The following is a 20,693-nucleotide window of genomic DNA, read 5'->3' on the forward strand; positions in this document are numbered from 1 at the left end:
CCCCGCAGATAATCGTCACGATACGAAGCAACGAATATTTACAGGCATGCACGTATATTTTTTTTATATAAAAAGTTACACGTGCATATTCAGTTTAACAAATCTACCGGCATCAGTCAAAATATTTGGAATATTTTATCAATTTTCCTAAAGTGACGGATACCTGCTGACACCGGGATAGGCCGATACCTGCGCACGGGGCGCCCTGACAATATCTTTGATCCGCATAAGCTGGGTCTTGGTGTTTCTTTCATTCTCTTCTAGTTTCATAGTGATATAGCGTATAGTCTCTTCAATATTTGGAATTAAAATATACTCCAGTGCATTTACCCGTCTCTTGGTCTTTTCAATTTCATTGGCCACCATCATTGCCTGCTTTTCCCTGCCGGCAAGTACCACCAGGCTCTGGGCTGCGTCCCTGAACAGGGAAAGCGAATAATCCAGGCCCTGGGAAGTCTGTACAAAGCCGTAGCCTCCCGTACTCTGCCGGTCAAGACCCAGGGTAAATTCTGGGACACGGAGATTGAGCCGCGGCACCAGGGTAATTTCAAGATCACTGCTGCCGCCCGATGACATCAAAGCAGAAGCCACAGCCTCGGGGAAAGTCACATACCCGGCAAAGGTCATAAAATTACCGGCCTGGGCAAGTTTTGCGTCCACAAGCGCCCTGGACTGCCACATTTCACGGGCAAGTTTCAGCACTATCCGAATAAGCTCATCCAGTTTGTCCTTTAGAAGTTTGTGACCCCTGCGGGCCAGCACCAGTTTTTTCCTGAGCTTCAGTAGCTCCATGCGCGTAGGGCTGACATCAAGAATCATTCTCCCTCCCGAGAAAGAGGTCCATGAGTTTCAGATTAATACGCTTCAGTTCCTGTCGCGGGAAAACCTTCAGGAGGGACCATCCAAGATCAAGTGTCTCTACAATGGACCGGTTGGCGTAATATCCCTGGGAAACATACAGTTTTTCGAATTCCCCGGCAAAGCTGTAATATATTTTATCAATCTCTGAAAGCGCCGATTCACCGAGAATGACGGCTAGTTCCTGCATCTCCTTACCCCGGGCATAAGCGGCAAACAGCTGATTGGAGAGATCGGCATGATCCTCCCTGGTCTTGCCCTCGCCGATTCCCTTGTCCTTGAGGCGCGAAAGGGAAGGCAGCACATCAACGGGAGGATCAATGTTTTTCCGATACAGACTCCGTGAAAGGATTATCTGTCCTTCGGTTATGTATCCTGTCAGGTCCGGTATGGGATGGGTCTTGTCGTCCTCGGGCATGGTTAGTATGGGAATCATGGTGATGGATCCCTTTCTCCCCTTTATCCTGCAGGAACGTTCATAAATAGTGGAGAGGTCCGTATATAAATATCCGGGATAGCCCCGGCGCCCCGGCACCTCCTTCCGGGCAGAGGCAATCTCCCGCAACGACTCACAGTAGTTTGTAAAATCGGTAAGTATGACCAGTACGTGCATATCCATTTCAAATGCCAGGTATTCGGCCGCCGTAAGGGCGACACGCGGCGTAGCAATCCGCTCAATGGCCGGATCATCGGCAAGATTAATATAGAGCACCGATCTCTCCAGGGCTCCCGATTCCACGAACTCACGCATAAAGAAATCCGACTCCTCGTAGGTAATCCCCATGGCCCCGAATACGACGGCAAAGCTCTCCTCTTTCCCCAGCACCGAGGCCTGCCGAGCGATCTGCGCCGCCAGTTTGTTATGCGGCAAACCAGATCCCGAGAATAGGGGGAGCTTCTGACCGCGCACCAGCGGGTTGAGCCCGTCTATGGAGGATATGCCGGTTTGTATGAATTCATTGGGATAATCCCTGGCGAAGGGATTTATAGGCGCTCCATTTATATCCAGCATTTTTTCCGGCAGAATATCGGGTCCGTCATCAATGGTCCTCCCCATGCCATTGAATATTCTCCCCAGCATGTCGGGAGAAACGGCAAGCTCAACGCCCCGGCCCTGAAAACTGATTCCCGTTTCCGGCACATCGATGCCGCTCGTCCCTTCAAAGACCTGCACGAGGGCCGTGTCATATTCCAGTTCAATGACCTTGCCCCGGCGTTTTTCTCCCGTGGGGAGTATAATCTCCACCAGTTCCTCGTTTTTAACACGCCTCACATCATCGACGAGGATAAGGGGACCGACGATATTCTTGATCGTTTTATATTCCCTTCTCATGACGCACCCTCCCGGTTTCCGGCCAGGCGTTCCCCTATCTCTACATCGATAAGCTCCTTGATATCCTGTATTTTTTCCGTGTCTCCGTCGGGAATGAACTTGGCCCTGGCGATGTCCTGTTCAACATCCATCCGGTCGAAAAGCGTATAAGCATGGCCTTCATCAACGATGGCCTTTCTGAGGCGGTCGCGGTAATACAGGATAAGATCCAGCATGAAAAACTGTTTTTTCAGGCTTGTATAGGTATCGCTGTCATCGAAGGCGTTCTGGTGCAGAAAATCCTGCCGTATGATCCTGGCAATTTTCATGACGAGGCGATCGGGCGAACTGAGAGCCTCAATGCCGACAAGTCGCACAATCTCCTCAAGCTCCGATTCCTGTTCGAGCAGCATGATGGTCTGCCGTTTCAGAACGGGGAACTCCGGGCTGACGCGCTCCGCCATGAAGGCTTCCATCTCGTTATCGTAAAGAGAATAGGACCTGAGCCAGCTGATGGCGGGAAAGTGCCGCTGGAATGCCAGCTTGTCCTCCAGGCTCCAGAAGACCTTTACCACGCGCAGCGTGGCCTGCACAACCGGGTCCGAGAGATCACCCCCTGCCGGCGATACGGCTCCTACAACAGAAAGGGCTCCCTCCCGCCCGTCGCTTCCCAGGCACTGGACACGGCCCGCCCGTTCATAAAAGGCCGCAACCTTTGACGCCAGGTAAGCGGGATACCCTTCTTCACCGGGCATTTCCTCCATCCTTCCGGAAATCTCCCTCATGGCCTCGGCCCACCGTGATGTTGAATCGGCCATGAGCGCCACGGAATATCCCATATCCCTGAAGTATTCAGCTATGGTGATCCCGGTGTAGACCGACGCCTCCCGGGCGGCCACGGGCATATTGGATGTATTGGCGATAAGCACCGTGCGTTTCATGAGCGGATACCCCGTCCGCGGATCTTTGAGCTCTGGAAACTCCTGGAGCACATCGGTCATCTCGTTTCCCCTCTCGCCGCAGCCCACATAGACGACTATGTCGGCATCGGCCCATTTGGCCAGCTGGTGCTGGACGACGGTCTTTCCCGATCCGAAGGGACCGGGAATGCAGGCCGTACCGCCCTTGGCCACGGGGTACAGGGTATCGATAACGCGCTGTCCCGTTGTGAGCATTTCTCCCGGCGGTATTTTTTTGACAATGGGCCGTCCCATCCTGACGGGCCAGACCTGCAGCATGGGCACTTCCTTTATGCCCGAGACAGTCTTTATGCGCGCCACCGGTTCCGTGATAGTGTAGTCCCCTTCAGTTATGGATTCTATGGTCCCCCCGATACCGCAGGGTACCATTATTTTATGCACCACAATTTCCGTTTCCTGGACCGTTCCCAGTATATCGCCTCCAACGACCTCCCTGCCGGGGGAAACCTCTGGCGTGAAATGCCATTTCCGCTCCCTGTCCAGGGCAGGAACATCAATACCCCGGGCGATAAAATCGCCCCACTTCTCCCGTATTTTATCCAGGGGCCGCTGGATACCGTCAAAAATGGACTCCATGAGCCCCGGCGCCAGTTCCACTGAAAGGGGCATGTCGGTCCTCTCTATTTCTTCGCGGGTTCCCACACCGGCAGTTTCCTCATAGACCTGGATCGACGCCGTATCTTCTTTAAGCTCGATTATCTCTCCCACAAGCCTTTTAGCGCCCACGCGCACCACATCATACATCCTGGCGCCCGACATGTTCTGCGCCACCACCAGCGGACCGGAGATCTTTGTTATCATTCCTTTTTTCACGATTTTGTTATCCCCTCTATTTCAAAACCAATAGCCTTTCTCACGGCACTGCCCAGCCGCTCCATCATGAAATTAGATTTTCCCTTTCTTCCTGGAATCGCAGAAATGGCAGGCAGGGGACGTGCCGCATATTCCGACAGGATATCTTCCATGCCCGTCAGGAGATCATCGCTGACAAAGATGATCGCATATCCCTCACCGGCAAAGCGCCGTACGGCATCCCGGGCCTCGTTCAGATCCTCCGTGCTCACAATAACGGCACCAATGGACAGGAAGGGCAGAACATCTTTCCCCGGTCCCACGGCAGCCATCTTTCCCGCTTCTTTCTTCATCATCCCCTCACCATGGTCTCGGGAAGCCGCATCTCAATCCATTCCACTCCCAGCCCGGACCGTATAGCGCTCAGCAGTATACCTATCACCCGAAGCTCCAGCTCCACAGCCCAGGCATGGGTGAATACCGGTTCTGCACCCCAGACGAGGTATTGCGCCGCCCTGAGATAATCCGTCAGGGTATTGTCACATTCCCTTTCAACGGCAAAGGGATTCTGCCGGGCCTGGGAGACCGCGTGACCAATGCGCACAAGGTCATATCGTTCAGCTGTTTCCCTCAGTTCATCCAGTACGTCACCGCGGGCAGAACGAAATATGTAAGGATCGATATTTCCGCCATCGATAAAGAGAACCTCATTGAGTCCATCATGGTCACGCATATCACCGGCACGTGCGAATATTTTTATATTGGCCATATCAATTGAAAGGAGAATAAATTTATGGATAAAACTGCTCCCGGTTTTCAGGCTCCTCTGAATAAGGTCATGGAACAGTGAAGCGTCAAGACACAGGTCAATGGTTATGAGCATCTTTGTCCGGTACCAGGACTCAACAGCGGCCGTAACGGCATGCTCCATTGCAGGAGGAAGCAGATGAAACTGCTCACTTATAAAGATTTCCTTCATGATCTCTACGGGAATTATTCCATGTGATACGAACAGCGAATCATCGGGTATATCAAGAAGGGATTTTTTCAACATGACCCTCATATTATGGTAATCATATCCAATACGAAGAAGGGCATTAAAATTCTCATCACGGACAAAGTTCTCTACAAGATTAAAGAGTCGGCTCCGCCGCCACTCCATGAGTCTGTCCAGATCAAGGCCCTCGCCGAAGCCGAAATAATCGGCATAGACAGTTTCCTTCAATATTTCGACACAGGCATCGTCACCTGAAGTTTCCATGAGACGCCGCACGAGGGACTCGGTCAGGAGCCGTGTTTCCATCGCCCTTATGAGGCCCGTCAGAAAAATGTGCCGCCGGTCACCTGTCCATAACGACATCTTTCACCATCCTTTATGAAAACAGCATAGAAATGATATCAATCTGATAGCGGTCAGCCATGACCTGCACTGCTGCATCCACCGTGGCGTTGAATTCCCTTTTACCCTCCCGGAGATACAGGCCGCCGCCGGTCTCCCTGTTTTCCCGGGAAAGTGTTATTTCAGAGACTTTGCTGATGACCGCCCCGGCCTCGCTGTTCAGCCTTTCCAGGACATCCTGAGTAAATAATACTTCATCGTCCGATGAAACGATGATCTCCTCCCGTCCCGTCTGCACGCCTTTAATCACAACGCGTTCCATGAATCGCCTATATGTCTCACGGTTATCCTTCAACTCCCGTGCCAGGTCCATGAGCACTTCACCGATAACAGCACGTTTTTGCCGGAGCGCCATTTTCTTCAGCTCCAGATTATGAATGGACCGCACCCGGTTATATTCAGCGCGGTACAGTGCATCGAGTTTTTCCTGTGCCTGAGCTGCCTGGTTGTCATACTCCTGCTGCAATGCATCACGGCGCTCCACGACAGCGGTCTCACCGCCGCGTGCTATCTCCCGCGCTTTCTCACGGGCTTCAGTAACAATTTTTTCCGATAGGCTGTTCATTTTACCGCTCCGTCCTCTTTGTCCTCCCTTGTTGAGTTGGTGCCGATAACCGCTTACCGGTCGCGAGCTCCCCTCAGGACAGCTTTATGCCGTTCAGAAGAAAAAAAGTCGTTAAAAGGCCCAGAACCGCATAGGTCTCCACCATGGCTGCGAATATGACCCCCTTCATAGCCTGCTCGGGGTGCTTGGCCACGAGGTGAACACCGGCCGTACAGACGCGTCCCTGATGAACTGCCGACACGAGACCTGCCAGAGCCACGGGCATGCAGGCCAACAGTATCTGCCATCCCTGCCAGAGAGTCGGCATCATGGGCTGTGTCCCCAGCAGACCCAGTTTTATGATGACCAGAAAACCGGCTATAAAGCCGTAGAACCCCTGTGTCCCGGGAAGTACTACCAGAAGGAACAGGCTCCCGAATTTTTCCGGGTCCTCCCTGAGAACCCCTGCCGCTGCCTGCGCAGGCAGGCCTATGCCCACGGCGGAACCTATGCCCGCCACGAGGGCCGCCATTGCCGCTCCTGCAATGGCAATGGCCAGACCGATTTGACCTTCCATGCCTTTCTCCTTTATTCAATTATTTTCACATATTTATCTGTATAGGCCAGGGGAGTAAAAGCCTTCCCTCCCCCGGTGAAAAATTTCGAAAAAAATTCAACGTACTGAAGGCGCAGCGTATGGACAAAACCTCCCAGCAAGTTGATCGCCATATTAAAGAGATGCCCCAGGATAAGTATAAGGGCCGCCATAACATAGCCGAGTACCGGTATACCCGTCATCATGAAGGCAATAGTGTTGATAGCCATACCGATACCGGCCGTGACCATGCCCAGCGCCATGAGGCGGATGTAGGACAGTATATCACCCAGGTATGAAAAAACACCGCTCAGGACAAGGAGCTTCAGGAACCCAATGAAGAAACGGAAAAACATTTTTTCCTCATCCCTGCCGCCGAAGAAGAAGACCACCAGGGCCATGATTCCGGCGGCAATCCCCGCCGGCCTCACCAGTCCACTGTCAAAGAGAGGCCGGTCACCGGGCACCAGGGCCATCTGCACACAGAGATCCGAGGCGAAAAGAATTGTCACGAGAGATGAAACTATTACCAGCCAGGAGAGATTATCCGCCACGGCGTCAAGCCAGAGACCCTGACGGATATTGGAGTAAATTCCCATGACCAGGCCCGTGAGTACCTGGACCAGGCCAAGAAAAAGGACAAGCCTGAAAAACACCATGGGCTCCAGCATGGGATCAAACCAGGTAAACCGGTCACGGAAAGCAGTAAGGGCCGGTGCATTAATAAAGGGGTTCGTGCTCCTGAAAAGATCACCAAATATGCCCCCCGTGAGAAGTCCCAGTACTATGGTGGCAAGTCCTCCCCACAGGGCGATCCAGAGGATATCCCCCTGACCGCGGGTTTTCTTCAATGCCCACAGCGCCGCCAGTGACAGGATAAGCCCGTATCCCGCATCGGTAAGACAGAGGCCGAAAAAAATAACAAAGAAAAACGACGTCATGGCGCTGGGATCAAGGGAAGAATATGCAGGATAATTGTAAAGCCGCGTGATAAGCTGAAAGGGTGAAAAAAGCTTCATATTTTCAAAACAAACCGGCGGTGATTCACCCTTCCCCGGTTCCGTTTCCTCGAAGTTTACTGAATCGAATTCCCGCACCAGCATGGTCAGGCGCGGGAGATCATCAGTTCGTATCCATCCGGCCAGAACAAAGGCATTAGCCGTGGTAAGCCAGTATCGAAAAACGGAACCGCGCCTTTCCAGATTGCTGTAATGCTCGATAACGGCCAGGAGATTATCATAATCCTTCACCATTTCTCCGGCTTCCCCGGCCAGGGACTTCAGCTCCTTTTCAATTGCGTCAATACGCAGCATGTTTTCATGATATTTTTCCCGCGGTGACATGCCCAGGCCAGCCGTATCCAGCTCCTGAAATTCCCACTGCCGGAGGAGACTGCGGCACGACGAAAGATTTTCCACAAGACAGGCCGTAACAATGGCTGCTGCTTCATCCTCCTCATACAGCGATTCATAATCCATGATATCCGCGCTGGCCAGGTCCGGGATATAGGTACTTTTCAGGGTGCCCGTTATAATCACGGCACGCCCGCCCTCTCCCGGTGTAAAAACAGGCAGGCTGACATGCCGCCAAATTCCCAGACGTTCATTCTCCTGCGCCAGCTCTTCCTGTTCTCCCTTCAGCGCCTGCATTTTCTTTTTAATGTCCAGGACTCGCTCCTTCAGGGCCGTGGCGTCAAAGGAATCTATAAAATTATAAAATCTGTCGGTGCCCATAAGACGAGGCATGGTAAATAATTTTTTGAGAAAGGACTCTTCAGGCCTGAAGCGCTCAAGAAATTCTTTCACTTCTTCAAGCTCCCGGAAGCGCTCGGGGTTCAGGTCTCCAAGGAAGGATTTTTTTACTTCATCCCGGGTCTCCCCGGGGGGTTCTTCGGAAATATCGGTGAGATGCAATAACGAGGCGAGCTGAAGTTTCCTCATAAAGGCTTCAAACTGGGAAAGATGTCCGGCGATTAAAACCCTGGTCATCCTGCTAATGGCCATAGACACTCCTATTCCATTATTTTATTCAGCAGAAACGCCACAACCTCGTCCTTTTTCTTCATTCCTCTTTGACGAATTTTTTCAATTTCCTCCCGCGTTTCCCGTTCCTTCAGTTCACCGTCACGGGCGGCATCCAGGGCAGCCCTGTTCCTGGTTTCCTGCTTTCGTTTCTCACTTTCCGCCTGAAGCATTTTTATTCTATTTTCATATTCTTCTTCAAGACGTTCCAACTGTTTCTCCACTTCCCTGGTCGCCTCGTTGATGATATCAGCGGCATGTTTTTCAGCCTCTTTTATGTCGGTTATGAGTTTATTGGTCATGATAGTTTTATATCCATATATTCATATGAAATTGACCACACTGGCAAAGACCCGTACTCTATTAATACCAGTATGCCGGGGCAGAGTCAAATTTTTTGAATTTTTTAACAAAAAAATCCTTCACATGGCATAAAAAACTGAAAAGCAGTTGTGATAATCGCGGGATTTATATACATCATCTAAGGATCTGTTTTGTCCCAGCAGTCAATGAATGCATCTTCACTACAGGAGCACGGCAATGATGGCAATTTCGGCAAATGAAAAAAATATTAAAAATATCCTGGCCTTCACCGATGAAATTGTGCAAAGATTTCCCGGACGGATCACCGGATCGGAACCGACACAGAAGGCCGGGGCCCGCATAAAAGAAGTCCTTTCCTCCTTTTGCGACAGAACCCTCAGTGAAAAATTCATCAACAGGCCCGACGGATTTCTCCGCTTCATTAAATATGTGTCGGTCTTTTACCTCGCGGGAGCCCTTATTCTTTTCATGAGACCTGAACTGGTTCATGTCACAACCCTCCTGCTTATCCTCTCGGCAGCAATGTTCCTCTCGCAGTTCGTCCTGTACCTGGGATGGTTCGATTTCCTGGCACCGGAAAAAAAAGGGAAAAATATCTACGGCATTATCGAACCCTCGGGAGAGGTAAAACAACAGATCATCATCTCGGGCCACTACGACGCGCCCTATGTTTTTACCTGGCTCTCCCGGGCCCGGTCGCTCCTGTACGTACCGGTCATCGTCTCGGGAGTCATTGTCATCATAGCGTCCCTGGCCGGCACCATGGCCTTGAGCATCATGAGTCTCACGGGCAATGCTGCTCCCGGTTTCGCTCCTGCCGTGCAGTGGTTCATGATAGGAGGCATTCCCTTAATCGCGCCCCTGTTCTGGTTCACAACGGGGAGGATATCTCCGGGAGCCGGTGACAACATGGTGGCCGTTGCCATAGCAACTGAAGCGGGGAAAATATTCCGCGAGGCGGGAAAAAAGGTGCGTCCCCTTAAACACACGCGCCTGGTCATCATGGCCTTTGATGCCGAAGAAGCGGGACTCAAGGGTGCCCACGCCTGGTGCCGCTCCCACCGGGAAGAACTTCTTTCCCTGAAGACCTTTAATCTCAATATCGACAGCATCTACAACCTGCGGCACCTGGCTTTTTTCACCCGGGACATCAACAGCATTGTCCCCCTTTCAAAGAAAATGGCCCTCCAGTGCCGCGACATCGCCGGGAGTCTCGGATACAAGGCCATTGCGCTTCCCCTTCCCGTGGGAGGCGGCGCCACGGACGCCGGGGAATTTGGCCGCATCGGCGTTGAGGCCACCAATATCATCGCCATGGACCTTAATGCAATACGGAAAGATTTGGCCTATCACACGGAACGGGACACAGTTGAAACCATTGAACCCGAAGCGGTAAAGGCCGTGCTCGATATTTCCCTGCAGTATATCATGCAAAAGGACGAGGAAATATCCATAAAGAATTAAGAGCACCGTCGGCCCCGGCGTACAAACTTTATCTTCGCAGAAACCAGGAGTCGCCACCCCTGGAAGACAGGCCGCCCCCGGCGAAAACATCTATGATTTTAATTTACTGATTTTCGCCACCCCCGAAGGGGGTTAAAAAGGCGAACTAATCCATCATATTCTTTAATAACTTACCCTCTGAAAAATTCAGGGTAGTTAGAGCTGTTTGAATGAATCGGCGAAGAACGATTTTTATTGAATATTTAATTCATCCGCCGGGGGCCGTAACATTTAAATTAATCTCTCCTTCCACATGAAATAGTGTAGACAGGGAAACAGGGGAATGATATTCCTTTGCTTATGTTGTTAATAAGCGAGGTCACGCCATGATAGCCTATCAACTGACAGTTCCTGCCGACAATGCTCCGGGAAGGCTCGCCGGTGTTACGGGCGTCCTGAACAGGGAAAAAATCAATATTCGTGCTATAACCATATCATCCTTCGGAGAGCGGGGATTTTTCAATATCCTCGTCGATGACCCGAAGGGAGCGCAGAAAGCCCTTTCGAAAGAAGGCCTTTCCGTTGAGTTGAAGGAAGTCATCGCCGTCCTTATTGAGGATAAACCGGGAGGACTGGACCGGCTCGTACAGTTCCTGGCGGCAGAAAAAATCAACGTAGAAAATGCCTACGGCTTCGTTCTCGAGAGCCGCCAGAAGGCCGTTTTTGTCATCCAGGTAGACCAGATCGAAAAAGCCCTGAAAATGCTGGAAAAAGAAAAATTCAAGACGCTGAGCGCCGAAGCCCTGGCTGCCATAGAGCCCTTCCATTATATGAAGTACTGATCCGCGAACTCAAAAAGAAATGTTACTACGGAGACCGGGCTGGGAATATGTTAGTATTCGCCGCATCGAGGATATTAGATAAGCGACTTAATAACATTTTCGTATATAACAAGTTGAGCGCAATTGACATGGATGATAAAAATATTATTTTAACATTTATTAATTACTAAAATGGAAATTCTAATACGAAACGCCATAAACAACGATCTTCAGGAAATTATTGATATATTGAATCAGGCTATAAGAACCCGCAAATTAGTCGGCTTTACTAAGGAATTTAATGTTGAAGAAAGAGAAGAATGGTTTTTAGATCATTCACAGGATAATTATCCTATACTCATTGCTGAATGTAACAATAAAATTCTTGGTTGGATCAGTATCAGTCCTTATAGAAAAGGCCGGGAGGCTTTAGATAAAACCGTTGAAGTAAGCTGTTTTATTCATACTGATTACCAGAGACAGGGAATAGGAAATAAATTATTATCAGAAATACTGAAAATTTCAAAAAATTCAGGGAAGACAAATATAATTGCCATACTATTTAACACAAATATTGGAAGCTCGCTATTATTGGAAAAACATAAATTTGAAATATGGGGTGTTTTACCGGAAGTAGCTGAACTGGATGGCGTAAAATTCAATCATGTTTATTATGGAAAGAAATTATTCTAAAGAAGCACCAATTTCGCCCAGACAAGTATAGCCGCAAGACATTAGCCTGCCCGTTACTTCACGAACCCCGGTAAGAACAAAGCGATCTGCGGAAAGGGGATGAGCAGCAGCGTCCCGATTACCAGGGCGATAAGCAGAGGAATTACACCTTTGAAGATAACATCCAGCGGCACATCTCGCGCCACGCCGCTCACCACGTAAACATTGACGCCCACGGGGGGCGTTATGACACCAATCTGCGTCACCAGCACGATGACCACGCCGAACCAGATGGGATCAAAGCCGAACTTTATAACCACGGGGTAGAAGATAGGCACTGTCAGCATGATAAGAGCCAGGGCATCGATGAAGCAGCCGCCGATAAGATATACCAGTATAATGAACATCATGATAACCGCCGCCGGCAGGCTGAATCCTGAAATCCAGTTGGCGATATCAAAGGGAATGCGTGACACGGCAAGAAAATGGCCGAAGATCGTGGCACCGGCCACAATCACCAGGATCATGCAGGTAATCCTGGTCGTTTCAAAAAGCGAGGTGATAAACCCCTTCCATGAAAGGTTTTTCCGCACAACCGCCACGAGTATAGTCCCGAAGGCCCCGACGCCTCCTGCCTCGGTGGGGGTGAATACTCCGGTGAAAAGTCCTCCCATTACCAGGACAAAAATCGCCAGGGTCTCTGAAACACCCCTGAGGGCGATAAGCTTTTCCTTCACCGTTGTTTTGGGTCCCCGGGGCCCCAGCTCCGGCTTCAGCGTGGTCCAGACGAGTATGGTGATGACAAAAAACAGGGTCAACATGATACCGGGGATGATCCCCGCCATAAAAAGCTTGCCGATGGATTGTTCCGTAAGTATTCCATAAACGATAAATATGACGCTGGGAGGAATGAGTATGCCCAGGCTCCCGCCGGCGGCCACTACACCCGTGGCAAGTCCCGGCTTGTAATTATAGCGCTTCATTTCCGGCAGCGTTGCCGCGGCCATGGTTGCCGCCGTGGCGTTGGTTGAACCGCAGATGGCGGAAAAAAATGCGCAGGCGCCCACCGTGGCAATGGCAAGACCCCCGGGGAGATGACCGATGTTCTTATAGGCCGCGTCAAAAAGCCGTGTACTTATTCCCGCGTGAAAGGCCACCTGTCCCATGAGAACGAAAAGCGGGATGACCGTAAGGTCATAAGACCCGAAAGCGTTGAACATGTCCTTGGCAATCAGGTTCAGCGCTGCATCGGGCGAGACTATGGCGCCGAAGCCAAAAGCACCGATTATGGCCATGAGAAAACCGATGGGCATCCTTATAAACATCAGGACGATGAGAGCTATTATTCCGACTATACCGATGACAGTGGGACTCATTCTATATCAACTCCCCGCATGGACTGCATGCTCTCAGCTATAAGGACCAGGCACAGGAGAAGGCATCCCGCTGACACTCCCATGACAAAGGGATACGTCGGTATCTGCAGAGTCAGCGACACTTCACCGGTATCCCTCAGATTCATGGCGTAAAGCATGCTCTGCCACGCAGCCACGGCGAAAAATACCGTGGCTATCAGATTGTTCACAGTATTGACCGTCATTTTTATCTTCTCGGGAAATTTCTGCATGATAAAGTCAACGGAGATATGGCCCTTTTCAATGGAGGTGTATCCCAGGGAAAAAGAAATGGTCAGGGCGCCCAGGAGTCCCACTACATCATAGGTTCCCGGTATGGGGCACCTGAAAAGGCGGAGTATGACATCGATAACTGTGATGACCATCATAAGGGCGATCGACAGGGCCGATATCCAGTTCGCCCGGTCGGCTACAAAGAATATTATTTTCGTTAAACGTATCATTATTTTATAGAGTGCTGATATCCACCGCTCCCTTTCCGGGTCGCGGCGGATGGCTGCTGCCGTATTTATTTGCTGCGTTCAGCGATAAGTTTTTTAAGCTCCTTCACTGCCTTGCCGCCGTCAATGCCCTTTTTCTTCGTTTCAGCAACATAATTGTTGAGCACGGACTCCACGGCCTTTACCCAGCGGGCACTTTCCTCTTTTGTCAATTCAACAATGGTATTTTTCAGTTCCAGGGTGTATTTTCTTCCCTCAACATCCACATCATCCCAAGTCTTTCCATGGACCGTGACCCACTCGTCACTCACATCCGTAAATATACTTTTTACATTTTCAGGCAGGGATTCCCACTTGGTTTTGTTCATGACAACGAACATGGAGGTGGTATAGCCTATCTCCTTGCAGTCCGCCGTATATTTTATCACCTCGCCCTGGCGCCATCCCTTCAGGGTCTCGATGGGAGCGAAGGTCCCTTCAACAACGCCCTTCTGAAGCGCTTCATAGGTGGAACCCTGGGACATGGCCACGGGAATTCCCTTCAGGGCCTCAACCACTTTCGCGCTCAGCCCCGTGGAACGTATCTTCAGACCCTTTATATCTTCCAGTTTCGTCACTTTTTTCTTCGTGTGTAGAAGCCCGGGCCCGTGAGCATGCAGGTACAGGACTTTTACATCCCTGAGTTCTTCGGGTTTCATCCTTTTATAAAAATCATTGACTGCCTTAGTGGCAACCATGCCGCTGGGATATCCCAGGGGAAGGTCTGCCGTTTCCATAATGGGAAATCTGCCGCGCGTATAGGCAAAGCAGGACATGCCCAGATCTGAAATGCCATTGACAACACCGTCATAAACCTCGTTTGCCTTGGTCAGGGTGCCGCCGGGAAAAATGTTGATCTTGACAGATCCGTTCGTTCTTTTTTCAATTTCCTTTGCCCAGGAAACAGCGGCCTTGCACTGTTCATGGGTCGGCGGAAAAAATATGCTGTAGGACAGCTCTATTACATCACCTTTGCCGGATTTTCCGCATGACGCGGAAAGCATAACGGCTAATGAAACACTCAGAACCACCAAACACAGTTTCTTCATATCGGGATACTCCTGTTTAAATTATATGTCGTTGGGATGGATAAAAGAATGCCCTCCCCGAATCTCCGGGGAGACCTTTGATTATATTTGAACATAACCCCCGATTTTAGAAAGAAAAGCAAGTAAAATTAGCTCCGGCACCTGAAAATGTAAGAGAACCCGTTAAATTGTGTTATAGATACTCCTCTGCAGTCGAAGTCTTTTCGCACATCCCTTCCGGCGATGAGCCCCGTCGCCTGACACCAGGAGTCCCTTTTATACCCTGTTCAGAAACAGAAGAGCGTAACCCGCGGCAATAAGAAAGCAGACTATCCAGACAATGAACTCCTCAAAGGAATAACCGAAAAATATGATGCCCGTAACCAGCCGTATCAGATAAAATCCGGAAATGAGAATGAAGAAAGAACCGGCATGCCGAACTGCCGCATTGCTCCTGGCCAGAAGAAAACTCATGACGGAAAAATAGAGCAATATGAAAATGATGAGGATATTGGCGATCTGCACGATGCCCCGGTTATCTTTTGACAACTGTGCAAACTCCGTCTGCCAGTTAAATATCTTCCAGAAAAACATATGAAAGACGGCCAGCGCCCCATTGATGATGCAGCCCGTATACAATATGCCCTGTTTCATATTCGCCCCCTTTATTCTCCCGCGACCACGGCAACCATCCGTACGGGATGGCCGCATTTAACCACCACGGGCAGATAAAAACAAGAACATTTCGGGCATGGAAGGCCACATGATACCGATGGAAGAAAAAAAATAGTTGCATCTAATAAGCTAATGGCGTATCTACAGTACTAGCCGGACGACAGAAACGTCATATGCATACATTTTCTCATTTTTCCCCGGGAAGGGTCCGCATAATCCCGGTTATGCCGAACATTTACCAATTAAACTGGAGCATCCGCCCTTGAGTGAATTTGACAGCCTGTTCGATGACGATGAGAAGGAGAGTCATGATTTTGACAGCTTCTTTCAGGAAGAACCGCTGGAAACCGATGATTCCGGTCTTCTCAAGGATTTGCATGATCTCATCGATTTTGACGAGACCGGTTCCACCGAAAAAGAAAAACAGACAACCATCCCCGGGACTCCCGAAGATAAAAAGCCCGCTCCGAAGCCCGTCGAAAAAAAAGAGGAGAAACCTCCTCTCTGGTGGCTTGCTGTCAATGATGAATTCGCGGCACTGGATAAAACATACCATGAATCCATGGCACAATATTATCGTACCATTGTCAGGAAGGACGACCTGGCCATGATCAGGAGAATCCATAAAATTCCCGACAACTGGAAAGACTTTGGAGGAATCAATGATGCCTCCCTGAACCTCTCGGAGTACGATAAACGACGGCTTTCCGACATGAAAAATTACAAGGCCTGGGAACTCAAAATGGAAAGCATGAATCTGCATTTCATCTCCACGGCGGAAAATGTACTCCTGGAGTGCCTGTCCCACCGGCCCGTACCCTTCGAGGAGATCGATGAGGCCCGGGACTCCATAAACCAGCTCATCATGGAGGTTGAACGCAATCCCGACAATTTCAAATACCTCTTCCTCAGCCTTGCCAAGCGGGCCATCAGCGACTTCTACTACCTCATGAACAGCACCATGCGTTTTTATCAGAAGAGCCAGTTTGATTTCCGCCGCGACACGGCGATAGTACTGCAAAACTGGGTGACCATGATGAACACCCATAAAAACCTCTATGGAAATATCGAGACCATCAAAACACTGAAGAAATCCATTGACCCCTATTTCAAGGAGAGTTCCACTCCCACGGGTTATAAAATGGATGATGTTCGTGTGCGAAAATACCTGGAGAGTATTGAGAAGGACGCCGGCTTTATAACCTCGCTGCTTAGAGGGATGAACCTGTCACGGAACCTGCTCATTAAAATGCGCAACGACTACCGCTTCCTCCTGTTCTACTACAATGGAAAAGACGGCAAGCTCTATCGGTATAATTACGTCATCATGAATTTTGAGGAGAAGTTGAAAAACGGTATCATAACGAAGGAGATATTCAACGGATTTAAGGACATCCGGGACGCCTTCATGGAACTCAAGAATTATATCGAAAGCATGGGGCTGATAAAATTCGGAACGGGAGAGTTCACGTATTTAACCATCCTGGAATTCACCTACAAGAGCGCCAAGTTTTTCGAGGCCTTTCTCCTGAGAAAGGGGCAGTACGAGAAGCTCTCGGACCTGCGGAGCGACGTACTGTACTATGTGGAAAAAGAGATGGAACTCCATTCAAAAAAGAAACGGGGATGACAGTGACCCGTCACGAATGTTTTCTCAGCACCGTCCCCTGAAAAGTCGCTATAAGCAAATCGTTTTTTTTCACATCCATCCGATAAATGCCGGTTCGTTTTGTCGTATGGATGCGTATCGCTTCGGCGCTGATGGTGTCGCCCACTGCGACGGCGCGCATAAAGGAGCCGCTCACGTCCAGGGCAAAGGACGGGCTGTGGTCGCTGTTGGATGCCGCGGAAAAGGCCACGTCGGCCAGTGAAAAGATGAGCCCGCCGTGGGGAACGCCGAGAAAATTCAGCATCTGTCCGGTCACGGTGAGGGAACAACGGGCGTATCCTTCGCGCACCTCTTCCACAAGAATTCCGAGAAGTTTCGCATAGGGGTCTTCCCTTACCATATCACGCAGTTTATCCATTGATTCCTCCCGAAATAATTCATGCAAGACTTTAAAAAATGATTATGACCAGTCATGGATCGTCCAGCCTCGTCGTGCGGCCAGGGTACGGAGCTTTCTGTCGGGCCTTACGCAGCGCGGATGGGCCACAACCTCCATGACATGCGAATCGGCATAGGAATCGCCATAGTAGTACGATGATGACAGGTCATGGCCCTTTTGTGAACAGAATTCCCGTGCTCTTTTCAGTTTCTCCCTGCCGTGGCAGTAGGGCCGGCTGAGGCGCCCCGTCAGTTCGCCGCCCTGCACTTCCAGTTCCGTGCAGAGCATATCGGACATGCCCAGATATTTCACGACCCTGTCGCAAATATAGTTCGTCGAGGCCGACAGCATCACGGTCATGCCGCCCCGCTTGTGATGCTCTCCGATCTCCTCCACTGCCTCACGCCGGATGCGCTGCTTGATATAGTCCCGGAAAAGATCATCGTTGTGGCGCAGCGTCTCCTCAAGAGAGGCGCCGGTGAATCGCCGGGCCAGGATTTCCATGGCGCCATTGGCATCAATCAGGCGAAGCTTGTAGAGGAGCATGGCGTAGATGAAGCGCACCCTATCCCGGGCGTGGATCAGCTTCCGGTCTTTCATGTACCGCACAAAAAGCAGACCGCTCGAGGTGTCCAGGATCGTGCCGTCCAGGTCGAAGAAGGCGATGTAGGTTCCTTTTTTGTCATGCATGAATCAATATCCCTTACAAGAAAATATCCTGCAAGGGTTAATAATTTCAGAATTTTATTCAACCATAATTTATAATATAAATTCCGGTCCTTTCCTGATAATTACAATAAAAGACCTTGATTTCTCTGAGTACCCATTCTATACTTATACTGACAATGCCAATTGTGCGTATATACTCTTAACAGGAGATGATGGACAGTTTATGAAAAGAAAAACAACAGCCTTCCTAACCATTTTTCTGTCACTTTTTATCGCTGCAAACAGCGCTTTCGCCCAGGGAGCAAAAACAACGATCCCGGACCAGGAAGCAAAGGAACGCCTCGCCTATATTCAGACAGCCCTCCACAACGGGCAGACCTCATCCAATATCTGGTACTGGACATGGATCGGTGTATACAGCACCGTGGCAATCACCCAGTATTCCCTTTTCTTCGCCACTGATGCCATTGATCCCGACAATAAAGATCACTGGAAACAGGACCAGATGGCCGGCGCCATAACATCGACCCTCGGCGTTATCGGACTGGCAATCGACCCCATGGTCCCGGCCTATGCCCTGGGACGCTTCAAAGATATGCCCGAGGGTACTCCCGAAGAACGCCTGCTGAAGCTGAAAGAAGCGGAAATCTGGCTGAAAAAAAGCTCACAGCGCGAACTCGACGGCCGGTCATGGCTTTCCCACACGCTTAATTTCGCCGTTAACCTGGCGGCGGGACTCACAATCTGGCTCGCCTTTGACCGGTCTGTTGTGGACGGCCTTATTACCTTCCTCCCGGGAATGGCCGTAGGGGAGCTGCAGATATGGACACAGCCCACGGGCGCCATTAACGACTATGATAAATACAAGAAAAGATTTATGACGGGATACGTACCGAAGCGCGATGACGATGTGAACTGGTTCTTCGCCGCTTATCCCGGCGGTATGATAGCAGGACTGCGTTTCTGACAGCGCAGTCCCGAATCCGTAGAGTTGGAATTTAAACCCTGAAATATTCCACGGCCTTCCAGAGTACCGTGGCATTGCCCTGCAATGAATCGGCGGTTGAAGACAGTTCCTCCGCCGATGCCGCATTGCTCTGCGTTACGCCATTAAGCTGGTTCATGCCCTCGCTGATCTGTTCTACGCCCAGGTCCTGTTCATGCGAGGCCAGGGATATATCATGGATCAGGTCAGCAGTCTTCTGAATCTTCGGTCTGATATCACCTATAAGTTGACCGGCTTTATCGGAAATTTTCTGACTTTCAACCAGCAAAGCAGTGATTTCCTGCGATGCATTCTGGCTTCTTTCCGCCAGAGTACGTACTTCTCCGGCCACCACGGCAAAGCCCTTCCCGTGTTCCCCGGCCCTGGCAGCCTCGATGGCGGCATTCAAAGCCAGCATGTTTGTCTGATATGCAATATCCTCAATAAATTTTATTTTTCCATTTATCTGCTTCATGGATTCCACCGTTCTCATGACGGAAACGCCCACCTCTTCGGATTGTTTGGCCGTTTCCTGGGCAAGGTTGTTTGTATCATTCGATTTATTGGAGTTTCCCGTAATACTGGCCGCCATTTCCTCAAGGCTCGAGGATATTTCCTCCAGGCTTGAAGCCTGCTCATTGGCCGAGGATGCCAATTCCGATGCTGCGTCATTTATCGAGGAACTGCTCATGCTTACCGCCTCCGAGGCCTCTTTGACATTCCTTATCACATCACGAAGTTTCCTGATGAGGCTGTTGGCATCGTAACAAATGGTCCCGATCTCACTCGAGGAAATCATGGGAACTCCCTCTATCAGAAAATTTCCCTGCTCCATTTCCTTCAAAGCCAGTGACAGGACTGTAGTGCTTACCTTAATATTTTTTGTCATAAGATAAAGCAGCGAGAGTATAATGAGCAGCGAGAAAAGAAGAATAAAGGAAACATGGAGAGCCATATTTTCCAGAACAATAATTTTTGAATTCACAAGATAAAGCAAATACCCGAAGATAACAATCGGAACAAGAGCAACGGAAAGACTGAGGAGAAGAATACGCACATTCAGAGGAAGGCTCTGATACTGACCGGGAACAAGTACCGCATCGCGAATGCTCTCTTCGGAAAGAAGACCGCCCAAATTGTTTTCACAATTGAAATAAGAAATAGTAACATTAATAAATCCCATTAGGGGAACAATCAGCAGAAGGGGTACCAGATTTTGCAGGGAAAAACCCGCCTGAAAGTATACCAGAGTGGGTATGACAAGTATTGAGAGGGTCCAGTTTAAGATTAAAATCTTCGCGAAGGATAATGGAAAATTAAGTATTTCGCTTTTAACAAGGCCTCTGTCATAATTCTCATCATAAAAATGGGCGACCATTCGCGACAGGAGACGACGCGACCTGACGGTCTCACAGATAATGGCAAAAATAATAAAACCACTTACATCGACAAGAAAATAGAAAAGCTGGGTTGATGTAAATCCTCCCGTAAAATAGACAAAATAAACAGCCAGTGGGACTGCCAGTAAATATGAATATAAATCAGTTGTCATTACCGTTGATTTATATAGTTTCCCTGTTGTTATCATTCTATCTGCCTCCTTTCTGTTTAGAAATTTATGCAAGCCCTGCTA

At 49.8% G+C, this 20,693-nt stretch carries 21 protein-coding genes; 5 read left to right on the forward strand and 16 right to left on the reverse strand.

The features are described 5' to 3' along the window. Positions 1 to 147 precede the first annotated feature (147 nt). The 9 genes from CVV44_11485 to CVV44_11525 form a co-directional block, all read right to left on the reverse strand. Complete coding sequence (locus tag CVV44_11485) at positions 148 to 819, reverse strand: V-type ATP synthase subunit D (GenBank protein PKL38499.1); 672 nt, start codon at positions 817 to 819, stop codon at positions 148 to 150. Next, complete coding sequence (locus CVV44_11490; GenBank protein ID PKL38500.1) at positions 809 to 2,191, reverse strand: V-type ATP synthase subunit B; 1,383 nt, start codon at positions 2,189 to 2,191, stop codon at positions 809 to 811. Before CVV44_11490 ends, CVV44_11485 begins: the two co-directional genes overlap by 11 nt. Next, entirely contained in the window at positions 2,188 to 3,963 is a 1,776-nt protein-coding gene (locus CVV44_11495; GenBank protein PKL38501.1) for a V-type ATP synthase subunit A, read from the reverse strand. The genes CVV44_11490 and CVV44_11495 overlap by 4 nt, the downstream gene beginning before the upstream one ends. Beyond that, complete coding sequence (locus CVV44_11500; GenBank protein PKL38502.1) at positions 3,960 to 4,298, reverse strand: hypothetical protein; 339 nt, start codon at positions 4,296 to 4,298, stop codon at positions 3,960 to 3,962. Before CVV44_11500 ends, CVV44_11495 begins: the two co-directional genes overlap by 4 nt. Next, a complete protein-coding gene (locus tag CVV44_11505) occupies positions 4,295 to 5,302 on the reverse strand; it encodes a hypothetical protein (protein PKL38503.1) in 1,008 nt (335 codons plus the stop codon). The genes CVV44_11500 and CVV44_11505 overlap by 4 nt, the downstream gene beginning before the upstream one ends. Positions 5,303 to 5,315: 13 nt before the next feature. Further along, positions 5,316 to 5,906, reverse strand: a complete 591-nt coding sequence (locus CVV44_11510) for a hypothetical protein (protein PKL38504.1) — start codon at positions 5,904 to 5,906, stop codon at positions 5,316 to 5,318. A gap of 73 nt (positions 5,907 to 5,979) precedes the next feature. Beyond that, on the reverse strand, positions 5,980 to 6,462 hold the full coding sequence (locus CVV44_11515) for a permease (protein ID PKL38505.1): 483 nt from the start codon (positions 6,460 to 6,462) through the stop codon (positions 5,980 to 5,982). Between the two features lie 11 nt (positions 6,463 to 6,473). Continuing rightward, entirely contained in the window at positions 6,474 to 8,483 is a 2,010-nt protein-coding gene (locus CVV44_11520) for a hypothetical protein (GenBank protein PKL38506.1), read from the reverse strand. An 8-nt stretch (positions 8,484 to 8,491) separates the two neighbouring features. Beyond that, a complete protein-coding gene (locus CVV44_11525) occupies positions 8,492 to 8,803 on the reverse strand; it encodes a hypothetical protein (GenBank protein ID PKL38507.1) in 312 nt (103 codons plus the stop codon). 211 nt (positions 8,804 to 9,014) lie between these two features. Here CVV44_11525 and CVV44_11530 point away from each other — a divergent pair, with 211 nt between their 5' ends. The 3 genes from CVV44_11530 (at position 9,015) to CVV44_11540 (ending at position 11,782) form a co-directional block, all read left to right on the forward strand. Further along, on the forward strand, positions 9,015 to 10,289 hold the full coding sequence (locus CVV44_11530) for a hypothetical protein (GenBank protein ID PKL38508.1): 1,275 nt from the start codon (positions 9,015 to 9,017) through the stop codon (positions 10,287 to 10,289). Between the two features lie 365 nt (positions 10,290 to 10,654). Then, the gene (locus tag CVV44_11535) at positions 10,655 to 11,110 is read left to right on the forward strand and encodes a hypothetical protein (GenBank protein ID PKL38509.1); all 456 of its coding nucleotides are present in this window, start codon (positions 10,655 to 10,657) and stop codon (positions 11,108 to 11,110) included. 171 nt (positions 11,111 to 11,281) lie between these two features. Further along, on the forward strand, positions 11,282 to 11,782 hold the full coding sequence (locus tag CVV44_11540) for an N-acetyltransferase (GenBank protein PKL38510.1): 501 nt from the start codon (positions 11,282 to 11,284) through the stop codon (positions 11,780 to 11,782). A gap of 53 nt (positions 11,783 to 11,835) precedes the next feature. Here CVV44_11540 and CVV44_11545 read toward each other — a convergent pair whose 3' ends face one another. The 4 genes from CVV44_11545 to CVV44_11560 all read right to left on the reverse strand — a co-directional run bounded on the left by CVV44_11545 (position 11,836) and on the right by CVV44_11560 (position 15,337). After that, the gene (locus CVV44_11545; GenBank protein ID PKL38511.1) at positions 11,836 to 13,137 is read right to left on the reverse strand and encodes a C4-dicarboxylate ABC transporter permease; all 1,302 of its coding nucleotides are present in this window, start codon (positions 13,135 to 13,137) and stop codon (positions 11,836 to 11,838) included. Beyond that, complete coding sequence (locus tag CVV44_11550) at positions 13,134 to 13,619, reverse strand: TRAP transporter small permease (protein PKL38512.1); 486 nt, start codon at positions 13,617 to 13,619, stop codon at positions 13,134 to 13,136. The genes CVV44_11545 and CVV44_11550 overlap by 4 nt, the downstream gene beginning before the upstream one ends. Before the next feature lie 65 nt (positions 13,620 to 13,684). Continuing rightward, positions 13,685 to 14,704 carry a C4-dicarboxylate ABC transporter substrate-binding protein gene (locus CVV44_11555; protein PKL38513.1) on the reverse strand — a complete coding sequence of 340 codons (1,020 nt, stop codon included), beginning with the start codon at positions 14,702 to 14,704 and terminating at the stop codon, positions 13,685 to 13,687. Between the two features lie 255 nt (positions 14,705 to 14,959). Further along, the gene (locus CVV44_11560; protein PKL38514.1) at positions 14,960 to 15,337 is read right to left on the reverse strand and encodes a hypothetical protein; all 378 of its coding nucleotides are present in this window, start codon (positions 15,335 to 15,337) and stop codon (positions 14,960 to 14,962) included. A 283-nt stretch (positions 15,338 to 15,620) separates the two neighbouring features. Here CVV44_11560 and CVV44_11565 point away from each other — a divergent pair, with 283 nt between their 5' ends. Beyond that, entirely contained in the window at positions 15,621 to 16,988 is a 1,368-nt protein-coding gene (locus tag CVV44_11565) for a hypothetical protein (GenBank protein ID PKL38515.1), read from the forward strand. A gap of 10 nt (positions 16,989 to 16,998) precedes the next feature. Here CVV44_11565 and CVV44_11570 read toward each other — a convergent pair whose 3' ends face one another. Further along, positions 16,999 to 17,385 (reverse strand): phenylacetic acid degradation protein PaaI, encoded by a 387-nt coding sequence (locus CVV44_11570; GenBank protein PKL38516.1) that lies wholly within the window; start codon positions 17,383 to 17,385, stop codon positions 16,999 to 17,001. 42 nt (positions 17,386 to 17,427) lie between these two features. Further along, positions 17,428 to 18,096 (reverse strand): HAD-IB family hydrolase, encoded by a 669-nt coding sequence (locus CVV44_11575; protein ID PKL38517.1) that lies wholly within the window; start codon positions 18,094 to 18,096, stop codon positions 17,428 to 17,430. Here CVV44_11575 and CVV44_11580 point away from each other — a divergent pair. Next, positions 18,095 to 19,042 carry a hypothetical protein gene (locus CVV44_11580; protein ID PKL38518.1) on the forward strand — a complete coding sequence of 316 codons (948 nt, stop codon included), beginning with the start codon at positions 18,095 to 18,097 and terminating at the stop codon, positions 19,040 to 19,042. The genes CVV44_11575 and CVV44_11580 overlap by 2 nt on opposite strands. A gap of 31 nt (positions 19,043 to 19,073) precedes the next feature. Here the strand turns inward: CVV44_11580 and CVV44_11585 are convergent, their stop codons facing one another. Next, positions 19,074 to 20,648, reverse strand: a complete 1,575-nt coding sequence (locus CVV44_11585) for a hypothetical protein (protein PKL38519.1) — start codon at positions 20,646 to 20,648, stop codon at positions 19,074 to 19,076. Positions 20,649 to 20,693 lie beyond the last annotated feature (45 nt).

The sequence above is a fragment of the Spirochaetae bacterium HGW-Spirochaetae-1 genome, assembly GCA_002839375.1.
GTDB lineage: Bacteria > Spirochaetota > UBA4802 > UBA4802 > UBA5550 > PGXY01.

Coding starts and splice junctions, on each gene's coding strand:
- CVV44_11490 (PKL38500.1), bottom strand. CDS start 2,191: ATGAGAAGGGAATATAAAACGATCAAGAATATCGTCGGTCCCCTTATC.
- CVV44_11505 (PKL38503.1), bottom strand. CDS start 5,302: ATGTCGTTATGGACAGGTGACCGGCGGCACATTTTTCTGACGGGCCTC.
- CVV44_11530 (PKL38508.1), top strand. CDS start 9,015: ATGCATCTTCACTACAGGAGCACGGCAATGATGGCAATTTCGGCAAAT.
- CVV44_11485 (PKL38499.1), bottom strand. CDS start 819: ATGATTCTTGATGTCAGCCCTACGCGCATGGAGCTACTGAAGCTCAGG.
- CVV44_11550 (PKL38512.1), bottom strand. CDS start 13,619: ATGATACGTTTAACGAAAATAATATTCTTTGTAGCCGACCGGGCGAAC.
- CVV44_11525 (PKL38507.1), bottom strand. CDS start 8,803: ATGACCAATAAACTCATAACCGACATAAAAGAGGCTGAAAAACATGCC.
- CVV44_11515 (PKL38505.1), bottom strand. CDS start 6,462: ATGGAAGGTCAAATCGGTCTGGCCATTGCCATTGCAGGAGCGGCAATG.
- CVV44_11535 (PKL38509.1), top strand. CDS start 10,655: ATGATAGCCTATCAACTGACAGTTCCTGCCGACAATGCTCCGGGAAGG.
- CVV44_11545 (PKL38511.1), bottom strand. CDS start 13,137: ATGAGTCCCACTGTCATCGGTATAGTCGGAATAATAGCTCTCATCGTC.
- CVV44_11510 (PKL38504.1), bottom strand. CDS start 5,906: ATGAACAGCCTATCGGAAAAAATTGTTACTGAAGCCCGTGAGAAAGCG.
- CVV44_11585 (PKL38519.1), bottom strand. CDS start 20,648: ATGATAACAACAGGGAAACTATATAAATCAACGGTAATGACAACTGAT.
- CVV44_11540 (PKL38510.1), top strand. CDS start 11,282: ATGGAAATTCTAATACGAAACGCCATAAACAACGATCTTCAGGAAATT.
- CVV44_11520 (PKL38506.1), bottom strand. CDS start 8,483: ATGGCCATTAGCAGGATGACCAGGGTTTTAATCGCCGGACATCTTTCC.
- CVV44_11575 (PKL38517.1), bottom strand. CDS start 18,096: ATGCATGACAAAAAAGGAACCTACATCGCCTTCTTCGACCTGGACGGC.
- CVV44_11580 (PKL38518.1), top strand. CDS start 18,095: ATGAATCAATATCCCTTACAAGAAAATATCCTGCAAGGGTTAATAATT.
- CVV44_11555 (PKL38513.1), bottom strand. CDS start 14,704: ATGAAGAAACTGTGTTTGGTGGTTCTGAGTGTTTCATTAGCCGTTATG.
- CVV44_11500 (PKL38502.1), bottom strand. CDS start 4,298: ATGATGAAGAAAGAAGCGGGAAAGATGGCTGCCGTGGGACCGGGGAAA.
- CVV44_11560 (PKL38514.1), bottom strand. CDS start 15,337: ATGAAACAGGGCATATTGTATACGGGCTGCATCATCAATGGGGCGCTG.
- CVV44_11570 (PKL38516.1), bottom strand. CDS start 17,385: ATGGATAAACTGCGTGATATGGTAAGGGAAGACCCCTATGCGAAACTT.